Origin of the sequence: Aquirufa rosea, assembly GCF_004118285.1 — a bacterium.
GTDB lineage: Bacteria > Bacteroidota > Bacteroidia > Cytophagales > Spirosomataceae > Aquirufa > Aquirufa rosea.
The window spans coordinates 327,897-341,322 of sequence record NZ_SDHY01000003.1 but is presented as its reverse complement, the minus strand read 5'-3'; the positions used below and the strand labels follow the sequence as shown (position 1 = coordinate 341,322).

Sequence of the window (13,426 nt, the reverse complement as noted above, 5' to 3'; positions counted from 1 at the left end):
ACAATTTTGCCGAATACAAAATTGATTTTAATTTCTGATAATCAATCACTTAGACTGATAAAGTTGTTTCAGCTCATTCAATTTCAACAAGGCCTCAATAGGCGAAAGCGCGTTGACATCAAGTTTCTCTAACTGATCATTTACCTCTTGCAAACTCGCAGGAATTTCAGCTCCAAAAAGACTCAATTGATAATTAGCCTTAGGCATTTGCTTCAATTTTTCCTCTTGATCTTCTTTGATATGATCCTTCTCTAAATGCCTTAAAATTTCATGTGCCCGCAATACCAAAGCAGTAGGCATACCAGCCATTTGAGCCACATGAATACCAAAACTATGTGCCGAACCACCAGGCAATAACTTTCTCAAAAAGATGATTTTATTCCCCATTTCTTTCACCGAAACATGAAAATTTTTGATTCGAGGAAAATCATCTGCCAATTGATTCAATTCATGGTAATGGGTAGCAAATAGTGTCTTGGCTTTGCTTTTGGGATGATTATGTAAATGCTCAGCTATGGCCCAGGCCATGGAAACTCCATCATAGGTGGAAGTTCCACGTCCTATTTCATCCAACAACACCAGCGATCGATTAGATAAATTATTTAAAATGGCGGCAGTTTCAGTCATCTCTACCATGAAGGTAGATTCTCCTTTTGATAAATTATCTGAGGCTCCAACCCGCGTAAATACTTTGTCTACCAGACCAATTCGCGCCGATTTTGCAGGAACAAATGAACCCATTTGAGCCATTAGTACAATTAATGCCGTTTGACGTAACAAAGCAGATTTCCCCGCCATATTAGGACCAGTGATCATAATGATTTGTTGGGTTTCATTATCCAGATACACATCATTGGGAACATATAATTCCCCTGAGGGCAACTGCTGCTCAATGACAGGATGACGGCCCTCCTTAATGTCAATGGCATCTTCATCCACTATTTCAGGCTGCACATAACCTTGTTTTTTTGCTATGGAAGCAAAACTTTGAAGCACATCTAAAGTGGCTATACCCAGCGCATTCCATTGAATCTGCTCCAAATATTTCAACGCTTCACGAATTAATTCCTGAAAAATATCATATTCAATCTGCGCAATTCTATCCTCCGCACTGAGAATTTTCTCCTCATAAATCTTCAGTTCATCCGTAATATATCTTTCCGCATTTACGAGCGTTTGTTTCCTAATCCACTCCGCAGGTACCCGATCTTTGTGGGCATTAGTTACCTCTAAATAATAGCCAAAAACCTTGTTATAGGCAACTTTTAAGGACGTTATACCGGTTCGTTCTACTTCCCTTCTTTGCAAATCTTGTAAGTACTCTTTTCCGTTTGAAGACAATTGATGCAATTCATCCAATTCCTCTAAATACCCCGACTTGACGATCCCACCTTGATGTGCCAACATAGGAGCATCTTCTCTTAGCGCCATTTCTATTTTCTCCACCAAATACTGGCAAGCATCTAATCTATCTGCCCATTTAGACAGATAAACCTGCTTACTCAATAGCTCTTTAATCAGTGGAATTTGTTGCAAAGCTTTCTTCAATTGAACCAATTCTCTTGGATTAATCCGACTAGCTGCCACTTTGGAGATTAAACGCTCTAAATCGCCGATTGGCCTCAAATAAGTCACCAATAATTCTAACAAGTCTGGCTGCTGAACCAATTCTGCCACTCCAGCTTGGCGCTCCTTAATTTCCTCCAATTGTTTCAAAGGAAGTACCATCCATTTGCGTAACAAACGCCCACCCATGGCCGTCAAGGTTTGATCTAACAATTTAATGAGTGGAACTCCTCCCTCTTGTGATGGATGGATTAATTCTAAATTTCGAATGGTAAAGCGGTCCAACCACACATATTTCTCCTCATCAATCCGCTGAATGGATGAAATATGCGCTACTTGCTTATGTTCTGTTTCAGCGAGATAATGTAGAATCACTCCAGCTGCAATGATTCCCAAGGGCATTTCTTCGATACCAAAACCCTTGAGATTTTGGGTATTAAAATGCTGGGTCAACAAAGGATAGGTGAAATCATGAGTAAAAATCCATTCTTCCAAACTAAAGGAATGAAATTGATCTCCAAAAGACTCGACAAATTGATTACGAAACTTTTTAGGATATAAAATTTCAGAAGGTAAAAAGCTTTGAATCAATTTTTGAATATAAGCCAAAGGCCCCTGAGAACACATGTATTCACCCGTGGAAATATCCAATAAGGCCAAACCATAGAGGTTTTGATGGTGGTCAGGAAAGACAATGGATGCTAGATAATTATTCTGTTTATTGTCTAATACTTGATCATTAAAGGAAACTCCAGGTGTCACCAATTCGGTTACACCTCTCTTAACAATGCCTTTAGCTTCAGCGGGGTTTTCTAATTGGTCACAAATGGCTACTCGTTGTCCCGCCCGTACTAGTTTAGGCAAATAAACATCTAAGGAATGATGCGGAAAACCCGCTAAATGATCATCAGCATTTCCATTATTTCTACGAGTCAACACTATACCCAAGATTTTGGATGCTTTCACAGCATCTTCCCCAAAAGTTTCATAAAAATCCCCTACCCGAAATAGCAAAATTGCACCAGGATATTTGGCTTTTATTTGATTGAATTGTCGGGAAAGTGGAGTCTCACCTTTTTTCAAAGGTTCTTGTCCGTCTGCTGCTTTTCTGGCCAAATCTGAATGGAAATGAAGATTGTAAAAATAGGCATTTTGCCCGAAAATGTAAACAAGCTACTTCATTTCAAAAATAAAGTACTCAAAAACTATTCAGCATTCCGACCTAATTTTTCAAAAATCATGCTTAAAGTCCTTGAACCGCTATTTCCAAGAAAATAAAATTAGAAATTGAAAAATTATTTGCCTATTTTGCCAAATAATTTCGAAACCCATAACTATGATTAATTCTTCCATATACATCAAGTCCCAGCAAGAGGTATTTGATGTAGTGATTGTTGGCTCTGGTGCTGGTGGTGGTATGGCTGCCCATATGTTAACCAAAGCAGGAGCTAAAGTCTGTTTATTAGAAGCAGGTCAACCTTATGACCCAGCTGATCCCAAAAATATCACTCAATTAAAATGGCCATACGAGTCACCTCGTCGTGGAGCCAATACCACCCGTCCATTTGGCGACTTTGATGCAGCTTATGGTGGCTGGGAGATTGATGGAGAGCCGTATACCCGTAAAGATGGAACCAAATTTGATTGGTTCAGATCTCGTATGGTGGGTGGACGTACCAACCACTGGGGACGTATTTCCTTGCGTTTTGGACCGGATGACTTCAAAAGAAAAAGTTTGGATGGTCTGGGAGATGATTGGCCAATTGGTTACGATGACATGAAACCTTATTATGATAAGGTCGATCGTTTGATTGGTGTTTTTGGAACCAATGAAGGTTTAAGAAATAACCCTGATGGTATTTTCTTGCCTCCTCCAAAAGCGCGTTTACATGAATTAATGATTAAAAAAGCGAACAAGACACTAGGTATTCCTACCTACCCTTCACGCTTATCCATATTAACGAAACCGATTAACAATGAGCGTGGGCAATGTTTCTATTGTGCGCAATGTTCAAGAGCATGTCAAGCCTATGCTGACTTCTCTTCTTCTTCGGTATTAGTGAAGCCAGCGGCTGCGACAGGAAATTTAACTTTGTTACCTTTTGCTATGGCAAGAGAAGTAACGACTGATCCTATATCAGGATTAGCTACTGGGGTTTCTTATGTACATACTGGTACCTTGCAAGAATATACCGTTAGAGGTAAAATTGTAGTTTTAGCTGCTTCAGCAGGTGAAACGGCTCGTTTGTTATTAAATTCTAAGAGCTCTCGCTTCCCGAATGGAATAGCTAACTCCAGCGGTGTCGTAGGTAAATATATCAATGACTCTACTGGAGCTTCTCGCTCCGCTATTATCCCTTCATTATTTGATCGTAAGACATACAATGAAGACGGTGTAGGTGGTTCACACATTTATTCACCTTGGTGGGGAGATAACAGCAAATTAGATTTCCCTCGTGGTTACCACATCGAGTACGGTGGTGGTATGGGTATGCCAAGCTACGGTTTTGGATGGGGAATTGAAGGTCTAAACGGCCGTGAAAACTTCACTCGTGATGGTTTGAAAAAGGCAGCGGGTGGATATGGAGCTACCTTAAAAGAAGATTATCGTCGCTTCTATGGAGCATACGTTAGCTTTGCTGGACGTGGTGAACCTGTACCTAGAGAAGATAACTATTGCGAAATCGACCCGAACGTGGTCGACAAATACGGTATTCCAGTATTACGTTTCCATTATAAATGGAGTGATTACGAAATCAAGCAAGCCAAGCACATGCAAGATACCTTTGAGCAAATTATTGATGCCATGGGTGGTAAAGCAATGGGTAAAAAACCTGGTGCAGATACTAATTATGGTTTAGCTGACCCAGGACGTATCATCCATGAGGTAGGTACGGCACGTATGGGTAATAATCCTAGTACATCCGTAGTGAATTCCAACTGTCAAGCACATGATGTGAAAAACTTATTCTTGGCAGATGCGGCGCCATTCGTATCTCAAGGAGACAAAAATGCTACTTGGACTATCCTAGCACTTTCCATGCGTACTTCAGAATATATTATTGATCAACGTAAAAAAGCCAACTTATAATGAAAAGAAGAGATTATTTAAAAAATATCGGCTTAAGTTCATTGGGCTTAGCTGCATTGAATCCTCAGGTAAAGGCAATGGAAGCTCTAGAGGGAGCACCAGATCCTAAAAAAGTGGCTCCCATTAAAGTACCTAATGGTAGAACTTTGGATGAGGCAGAACGTGATGCCAAATTAATGGCAGAAAAATTCTTGAATCAACATGAATTGGAGACCATCACGATTTTATCGGATATAATCATTCCTGCGGATGGAAAATCGGGAAGTGCTTCCCAGGCTGGTGTCACTAAATTCATTGAGTTTATCGTAAAAGATAAGCCTGAATTCAAAACACCGATGCGCGGAGGATTAAGATGGATAGATGGCGAATCAAAACGTCGTTTCAATAAATTGTTTACAGAGATCACTCCTAAACAACGCATTGAAATCGTAGAAGATATTGCTTATCCCGAAAAGGTAAAACCTCAATTTTCACAAGGTGTAACATTTTTTACCTTGATGAGAAATTTGACGGCTACAGGATTTTATACCTCCCGTATTGGTCTTGATGATTTAGGTTACAAAGGAAATACTCCGAATGAATGGAAAGGTGTTCCTGAAGATGTACTAAAACAATACGGTTTATCTTACGATGATTAATCATTCCGATTTATTCATTAAACCGGAAATTTTTAAAAATATTCCTCAATTAGTGGCGGGTGTCAGTACCCGCCACGGAGGAAAAAGCCCCTCCCCCTATCAGTCTTTAAATTTAGGAGTTCATACCGAAGATCATCCTACAAATATTCAGGCAAACTTGCTTCTTTTATGCCAAAACATAGGCATTGATCCTGCACATCTAGCTAGATCTTTCCAAACTCATCAAGATGTAATTTGGGAATGTAGCGAGCCAAATTATGCTCAAGGTTTTGATGCCATCATAAGCACTACACCGAATATTTTCTCGGCGGTTGGCATAGCCGATTGCTGCCCAGTTCTTCTGGTAGATCAGAATCAAAAAATAACTGCGGCTATACATGCCGGTTGGAAAGGCTCTGTTTTGTGCATTGTAGCAAAAACAGCTCAATTACTTCTTTCAAAATACGGTTGCCAAGCTCAAGATATCCTTGCTTACATAGGTCCATGCATCAGCCTTACCCATTTTGAAGTAGGGGATGAAGTAGCTGCTCAATTTTCATCCTCCTGTAAACAATTGTTTCAAGATAAATGGCATGTAGATCTCAAAAAACACCAGGTAATTCAACTCAATGAATTGGGAATTACTCAGATAGAAATTTCGCCTTGGTGTACTGTTGAGCACAACGAGCACTTCTTTTCACATAGAAAAGAACAAGGTATTACGGGTAGAATGCTGGCCTTGGCAGGATTTCATGCTTAAATTTTATCAATCTTTTGATTTGACTTTTCAAACTTATTGGAAAAAACTCATTCCAATTTGAATTATCAGCCTCCTCTTATATAAAATTATCTAGAAATTGATATTGTCATCTAAAGGGCTTGACATGCCTTGGCTAATCTGAACTTTTTCTTGAAATTGCCTTCGAAATAATTCAATCAACCTAACCCTTAACACAATGAAAAAGTTAAAATTAACCCTGACTGTTTTAGAAAACAGAGATGCTTCATTTGGTGGATCAAATGAAGTGGCATTAGCTGGTTCTACTTGTACCTGCACTTGCACTTGCTGCAAGTCAAACAACGACAACCCAGCTGAAGCGACAGCATAAGTTGATCAATGGGTGGAGAACATCTCCACCCATTTTTATTAAATACATACCACTAATGAAAACTACCATCACCCACCAAGCCATATTTTGTGGCTCCAATACCTTATACATCGTTGATGGCGATCAAAACCTGATTGAAATTCAGGGGGAATCTACCCCTTTGATAAAAGATATACTACAAGGCATCAAAGAGAATTTGACCCCGAAAACCATTTTTGAACAGCATAAAGAGCTTTTTGAACATGATCAAGAGGTCTTTCATGAATTATGGAATTGGATGCTGGAAAAGCAAATTATCCAAAAAGAAAATGCTGGTAGATCCATCAAAATACACCTTACAATTGATTTATCATCGTCTGACCAAATTCAGCCCATAATTGATTCATTGAATGAAATAAGTTTAGGCACTTTCTGCTATGTATACGAGGAAAAAATCGATGAATCTGATATCATACTCTACATAGGTTCATTATTCCCTCATCGAGAGCGGGTAGATCGACTAGCACAACAAAGCTATCATTTAAATATCCCACTGCTTTATGCGGAAATTGATCGTAATACTTTTACAATTGGGCCAATGATATACTCTGAAGTGAATAGTCCCTGTTTGAATTGTTTTGCGAGCAGAAAACAAGTTCAGCTTAAGAATCCACAAGCATTTAAACGGCTTGCTACAAATCAAGACCGAGAAAGTATATATAGCCCTGTCCTAAAAAGTAAGATTTACTATCCTGCGTTTGTCAACTTCTTACATCAAGAAATGATGTCATTTTTTATTTCAGATCGCACCTACTCCACTCTAATTGGTCAAAGTGTGTTAGTAAATCCTCGCAATTGGGAAATACAAAAACTAAAAATCCTTAAGGTGCCACACTGTAATATTTGTAGCCATCAGAATCAATCCATTCTCTTTAATTCCTAAAGCTATGACCCAATCCAAAGAAGCTGCGGCAAAAAGTGATTTAATTCATGGGAATACCTACGCCATTCCTACCAGAAGATGCTTGCCTGAGGGATTATACCAATGCTATGTCGAAGCAAATCATTTAGACCATTTAGCATCTAATACTTCCTTTATTCAAGGTTCGGGTATAGGTTTCAGTCCCATAGCAGCAAAAAATAGTGCCATCGGTGAATGGGTCGAAAGATATGCTGCATCGCATCAAAATAAGGCAGATTTACTGATGGCTAGTGAAGTGGAACTAAAACATAAAAATATACCCCATTTACCCCTTGAACTATTTATTCCTTTCCACAAGGACCAATACAAGCCTAACTTCCCCTATCGAATCATAAGCGAAGATGATAAAATCAGTTGGGTTAAATGTAAAAATATCCTTGGAGATAAATTAATATGGATTCCTGCTTTTGCTGTTTATCTCCCCCATGACACCTCGTTTGATGAAAATAAACAGTTTACTCTTCAAACCTCCACTGGAATTTCAGCGGGTCGAAATATGGAAGAGGCCCTGGTAGGTGGATTTTTAGAATGTGCCGAACGTCATGCTTTTTCAGAATTCTGGTATCGACAAAATCATTGGATTCACCATATACCAAGACTAAATCAAGAGGCGGTCTTACAAATATTTTCACACGAAAAAATCCAGCATCTTTTTGGAAACAAGAGAGTGCACATCATGCTATTTGACCTCTCACCTCTCAGTCCGATTGAAACCCATTTAGTTATTCTTTACTTCCCCTATAAAGGCAAATTATTCCAATCGATGGGTTGTGCTACCCGATTTAGCAAAGATGAATCCATTATAAAAGCCTGTTTAGAGGCCTACCAAGGCGTGGAATATGCGATTGGATTGAGCCAAAAACCTGAGAATTGGATTCAGGATAAAGATGATTGTAGAGGTATTGATAGTTTTGACAAGCATTTTGCCTTCTATAATAAATTTCCTGAATGGAGAAAAAAATCGGTAGTCCTACAAGCAGCAATAAACAAAGAATCATTTATTCCAACAATAAATAAAAGGGCCAAAAGTATTCAGTCTTGGCAAGAAATTAGTCAGCTTGATCTACGATATATTCTCGCGGTTCCATTAAGTACGGAAGATGTGCAATCACAAGGGTTTGAGGTAGTACGAGTAATTGTCCCCGAATGGAATTTACTAACCGGAATACATAGCCAACCTTTCTTAAAAAATTTAAATGTAACATCAGGTGAAACTTTATTTACTCAATACCCTCATCCATTCCCATAAGTCATGAAAAAAACAGTCTTAATTCTATCGTTATTCCTACTTTTCCCTTGGTTCAGCAAATCACAAGGCAACATGGAAACTATGCTTCAAGAAATTCAAAAAATCACTTGGAAAACACCCAAAGATAGTCTTCAAAAAATCATTTCTTTTATGAATAGCCATCCTATCAACGATTATCAGTACTACTATTGGAATGCTTACGCCCATTACATGGACTATTTTAATTACAAGCTTTCAAATCCTTCAGAAGAAAAAAAAGCGGAACAATGCCTGGAGCATGCTACCAAATTATTAGGAAAAATAAATCAAACAAACTCAGAGGTAGTTGCCCTACAATCATTGATTGATGGTCTAAAATTAAACTTCACCAATGTTTTCCTTTTACCCATCAAAGCTGGAAAGGTCGGCAAGCTAGCCGAAAGAGCCATCGAACTCAATCCTCAAAACCCAAGAGCATATTATGCATTAGCTATTTACGATTATTATACTCCCAAAATTTATGGAGGGAGAAAACGGGTTGAAGCTAATTTAACTAAAGCCATCCACTTATTTCAAAACCCTCTCATCCATACTAAAGAACCTCAATGGGGTTTCTCCGAATCGTATTTATACCTCATTCGATTCTTGAAAGAGGAAAATCAAAAATCGAAAGCGCAGCAGTATTTACAGGAAGCCAAAACCAAGTTCCCTGAAAATACCTCCTTTCAACATTTCAAATTATAATGCCATGAACAAGCTTAGAAATCTATTATTTGAACCCTGTATTTCCGATGTCTCTTATGACTTTTTGGAACAAAGTAAGCTGTATAGCTATCAAGCAAAAGAATACAGTGAGCGATTACACGCTGTAATGTCTAGCGAATACTTCATGCGAAATATCAGCCAGCATAGCTATGAAATGGGCTTTTGCGAAGAATTCGAATTACTAAATACTCAAGAATTAGCCCCCTTAGCCGAGGCTTTACATCAGTTAAATCAATTGAGAATTAGTCAGAGAAATTATAAATCTGATGAGCACATCAGCCTCCAAGAACTCTCCCATTTTCTTCAATTAAGCTATTCCATCACCCAACATTATGACCCTGCTATGCTGATACCTCCTAGAAGAAATATCCCGTCGGGAGGTGGGCTTTACCCCATCGATGTATATCTTATTAACCAACATATAGAGAAACTCCCCATTGGAATTTTCTTATATGATATTTTTTCCTTCAAGCTAAAACTAATACATAAGTTTTCAAGTGCGGAAGACTTAAATCAAAATTTGAATAAATCATTGTTCACTCATCAAAAAAATGACATTGCTTATGCTCATGCTAGTGCGTTTATTATTCTAGGTGCTGAACTGGAGAGATCCTGTTTCAAATACTTAAATAGAGGCATTAGATGGGCCATGATCGAGGCTGGTGAAATAACTCAGGCCATGTATTTGGCAAGCGCATCATTAGAACTTGCCAGCTGTGCCATTGGTGGGTTTGACGATGAATCAATGGCACGATTAATTGGATATAAACATCCAAGTCAAGTTACACTTTTAGCACTCTCATTAGGTAAAGGAATATGAACTACCTCTTGAACCCTGATTTTAAGTTGATTTACAGCAACAAAAGCGCTGGTGATCTTTATTTTAAACATACCTGGAAAGATACTTTAATACTCATCAGCCAAGTGGAATGGGAAATACTGAATCATCTCGTGACCCACAAGGATTGCCAACTCAGCTTGGAATTTATATCCAAGAATTTCGAGGCAGAGGAAAATGTTCTTCAAGATTTAATTCAATACTCGGAAGAAATAGGGCTATTGATGACAGAAGATGCCTTTAAAATTTACCTTTTACAAAAATCAGCCAATCAGAAAGCACACTTTTCTGCTTGGAAACTTATCCTAAGCCAATGCTTTTACTTCCTTTCCATACCCATAGAATTCATTGGAAAGGGCAATTTGCGCTTTTACAAAATCGCTAAAATCCCATTAGAGAAATCCTGGATGGAATTTATAGCTCAAAAAAAATGGGTCCAATTAGCAGGCCAATTATTAACACTATTTTTATTATTGGCTGGTATATTTCCTCTTTTATTTATTGATGGATATGTACAAAAGTGGTTAGACATAGATTTACATAGTAATCAACTTTTATTACCATTTCTGATTTCTGGATTACTGTTTACCACCTTTTTACATGAGTTTGCTCATTATCTCATTTATCTAAAATATGGTGGATTAGTAGCTGATTTAGGATTTTCATTGGTCTTGGGATTTATCCCCTTTGTGCACATCAATACCAATTCATTACATTTTTGGGAAAATCAAAAACACCGCATCACGGTCATTACGGCAGGTATTTTCTTCGACATTTCTTTGCTTGTTGGAATCAATGTCATTCTACAACAAATATCAGATATAACATGGATTTCCCATTGGAAAATATTACAGTGCTTCATCGCATTTCGAATTCTATTCAATGCGATCCCCTTTATTCCAGGAACTGATGGCTATTTCCTACTTACGGAATGGATGGGAGAACCAGCCCTTTTTCATGAAGCAAGCCGATCTTTCCAAAAATGGAAATCAAATTTCTTTCATCGAAATGAAATTGCTATTACAGGTAAAGACTACCTATATCTTAGCTATATAGTATTGAGCTACTGCTTCATAACGGCCTATTATTGCCTATTAGCTCTCTGGATCATTATACCATATCTCATTAGTGTATTCCCATGAAAAGCTTTTACCTCCTAATTTGCTTTTTATTAATTCTCTTTCCATTGATGGCTCAAAATAGCCTAAAAGGAAAAGTCATCGATTCTTACCGTAGACTTCAATTAGATCATGTAAGTCTTCAACTAATCAAAAACAAACTAAGCACATTAAGCGACTCTATTGGAGATTTTCATTTCAAAGAATTACCCAAAGGTCTTCCTGATACCTTAATTGTTTCCATGTTAGGATATAAAAAACAACATCTGCTACTATTAAAAAACGAATCACTACTTGTCCGAATGGAATTGGATCAACCCCATGCATTGGCAGAGGTACGAGTAAAAGCTAGTGTACCTATGTCGGAAGATTTTATCAATGAAAAATTAAGTTCATTGGATATCGTTTTAAATGCCTCTTCCAAAGCTGACCCACTGTTAGCCGTGCAATCCTCCTCGGCAGCTAGTCCCTATGGCGAATCCGCCTCCATTAGCTTTAGAGGTAGTAATCCTCAGTTAACACAAATTTATATCAACGACATTCCCATCCCCGAACCGATCAAATTTACCCAAATGTCTAGCCTGGGAACTTTCAGCTTAATTCCCATCAACACGATCAAGGACTTACTGATTTTTCCTAGTAATCCACCGCTTGAACTCATCAACGCAAGCACCGGAATTGTTCAAATACAAAGCAATGAAACATTTGTACCCCAACACGTGGACGTAGACCTGAGCATGGCTCAGAGTGGAATCAATTATACCCCTTGGGCCAAGGGTAAAAATGGTATCAATGTTTTTGCGCATCATCAATTTAGTTCTCTACTTAAATCAATCAATCCAAGCTCCTTGATAGATATCCCTAATTTCAGTGAAAGTGATTGGGGTATGAATGCCTATTTTCAAACTAAAAATCTATGGCGAATAAAGCTATTTAGCCTGTTCATGAAAGAGAAATATGCCAGTAATTTCAAGCACCCATCCTATCAAGGACTTTTTAATTATCAAAAAAATAGACATACTCAAACGATTCATCTATCAAAGCTGCTAGAAAAATCACAATGGATATTGAAATTGGGCTTTAGTCAATCACGGCAAGCAGATAGTACCGGAAACTACAGCTATCAACCCAGGAAAAGGCAAATATTTACGGGAATTGATTATCAAATGTTCCCAAAAGAAAACTGGACGATAAAACTAGGCTATCAATGGCTATTATCCGAAACTGACTATCAAATCACCAAACCTCTCTATTCTTTTGACTACAGACCCACTGCCGCTTCCATTCAGTTTTCGAATAGATCGGCTTCAGCACAACATGAGGTATTTCTTTCTAACAACTATTCCCTATCATCTAGAATACGATTGGGATTAAGTTTAAAGTGGAGTGAATTGGTTCAATTAAACACCTCTCATTTGTCTAAACAAATACATTCGAGATGGTTTTTCAATCCGAATACTACCTACATGAATTTGGCCTACAGCAATCAAATAGCCAATTGGTTTACCAATGAAAAAGATTATATCCCTATGCTCACAGAGCAAATTTCATGGGATTGGGTTCAAGAAAATGAATTAAACAAATGGAGCTTTGGTCTTTTTTACAAATCGGAAAAGTCTTCACTAAATGCATCACATGCCTGGGGATTTGAATCTAACTTTCAAATTTTACTTTCTAAATCAAAACATGAAATAGGTATTGGAAGTCATTGGAGTCAGATTAACCTAGGTACCAATTCAATAGCATCCCCCTATCAGGTTCCCTATTTTATCAGAACTCAATCGCAATGGAAATGGAAATTAGTTGACCTCAGCTTAAGTAATGTATTCAGAGCTGGAACGTATTACTCCCGACTTATTTCATCAGAATTCTCTCCCGAATTACAAATTTTCATCCCTCAATTTGATTCAAAAACGAAGGAAAGTTTCACTCCCTATTGGAGGACAGACGCCATGTTGAGCAGACAAATTGCTTCATCTAAAAAAATAGCATGGATTGCTTATTTGTCGGTAAGCAATGTGTTTAATCGCGATAATGTGAGATCCATGAATTATAGCTCCGATTACCAATTTTCCTTTGAAGAATATTTTCAAAAAAGAATTATTTATTGGGGAGTACAGCTAAGATTATAAG

At 38.0% G+C, this 13,426-nt stretch carries 11 protein-coding genes; 10 read left to right on the top strand and 1 reads right to left on the bottom strand.

Going from position 1 to position 13,426, the window contains the following annotated elements:
* Positions 1 to 45: 45 nt before the first annotated feature.
* Positions 46 to 2,682, bottom strand: a complete 2,637-nt coding sequence (gene mutS / locus ESB04_RS06580) for a DNA mismatch repair protein MutS (RefSeq protein WP_129026931.1) — start codon at positions 2,680 to 2,682, stop codon at positions 46 to 48.
* A 220-nt stretch (positions 2,683 to 2,902) separates the two neighbouring features.
* On the opposite strand from mutS, the gene ESB04_RS06575 reads away from it, so the two are divergent.
* The 10 genes from ESB04_RS06575 (at position 2,903) to ESB04_RS06535 (ending at position 13,425) form a co-directional block, all read left to right on the top strand.
* On the top strand, positions 2,903 to 4,657 hold the full coding sequence (locus tag ESB04_RS06575) for a GMC family oxidoreductase (protein ID WP_129026930.1): 1,755 nt from the start codon (positions 2,903 to 2,905) through the stop codon (positions 4,655 to 4,657).
* Positions 4,657 to 5,295, top strand: a complete 639-nt coding sequence (locus ESB04_RS06570; protein WP_129026929.1) for a gluconate 2-dehydrogenase subunit 3 family protein — start codon at positions 4,657 to 4,659, stop codon at positions 5,293 to 5,295. The genes ESB04_RS06575 and ESB04_RS06570 overlap by 1 nt, the downstream gene beginning before the upstream one ends.
* The gene (gene pgeF, locus ESB04_RS06565) at positions 5,288 to 6,034 is read left to right on the top strand and encodes a peptidoglycan editing factor PgeF (RefSeq protein ID WP_129026928.1); all 747 of its coding nucleotides are present in this window, start codon (positions 5,288 to 5,290) and stop codon (positions 6,032 to 6,034) included. The genes ESB04_RS06570 and pgeF overlap by 8 nt, the downstream gene beginning before the upstream one ends.
* Before the next feature lie 196 nt (positions 6,035 to 6,230).
* Complete coding sequence (locus ESB04_RS12395) at positions 6,231 to 6,383, top strand: hypothetical protein (RefSeq protein ID WP_164969611.1); 153 nt, start codon at positions 6,231 to 6,233, stop codon at positions 6,381 to 6,383.
* A gap of 55 nt (positions 6,384 to 6,438) precedes the next feature.
* Positions 6,439 to 7,305 (top strand): TOMM precursor leader peptide-binding protein, encoded by an 867-nt coding sequence (locus ESB04_RS06560; protein ID WP_129026927.1) that lies wholly within the window; start codon positions 6,439 to 6,441, stop codon positions 7,303 to 7,305.
* Positions 7,306 to 7,309: 4 nt separating this feature from the next.
* On the top strand, positions 7,310 to 8,593 hold the full coding sequence (locus ESB04_RS06555) for a YcaO-like family protein (protein ID WP_129026926.1): 1,284 nt from the start codon (positions 7,310 to 7,312) through the stop codon (positions 8,591 to 8,593).
* 3 nt (positions 8,594 to 8,596) lie between these two features.
* Positions 8,597 to 9,316: a tetratricopeptide repeat protein gene (locus ESB04_RS06550; protein ID WP_129026925.1), complete on the top strand. Its 720-nt coding sequence runs from the start codon at positions 8,597 to 8,599 to the stop codon at positions 9,314 to 9,316.
* A gap of 4 nt (positions 9,317 to 9,320) precedes the next feature.
* Entirely contained in the window at positions 9,321 to 10,157 is an 837-nt protein-coding gene (locus tag ESB04_RS06545; protein WP_129026924.1) for a SagB family peptide dehydrogenase, read from the top strand.
* Positions 10,154 to 11,317 carry a hypothetical protein gene (locus tag ESB04_RS06540; protein WP_129026923.1) on the top strand — a complete coding sequence of 388 codons (1,164 nt, stop codon included), beginning with the start codon at positions 10,154 to 10,156 and terminating at the stop codon, positions 11,315 to 11,317. The genes ESB04_RS06545 and ESB04_RS06540 overlap by 4 nt, the downstream gene beginning before the upstream one ends.
* Positions 11,314 to 13,425, top strand: coding sequence for a carboxypeptidase-like regulatory domain-containing protein (locus ESB04_RS06535; RefSeq protein ID WP_129026922.1), 2,112 nt, complete (start codon positions 11,314 to 11,316; stop codon positions 13,423 to 13,425). Before ESB04_RS06540 ends, ESB04_RS06535 begins: the two co-directional genes overlap by 4 nt.
* The last annotated feature ends 1 nt before the right edge of the window (position 13,426 follow it).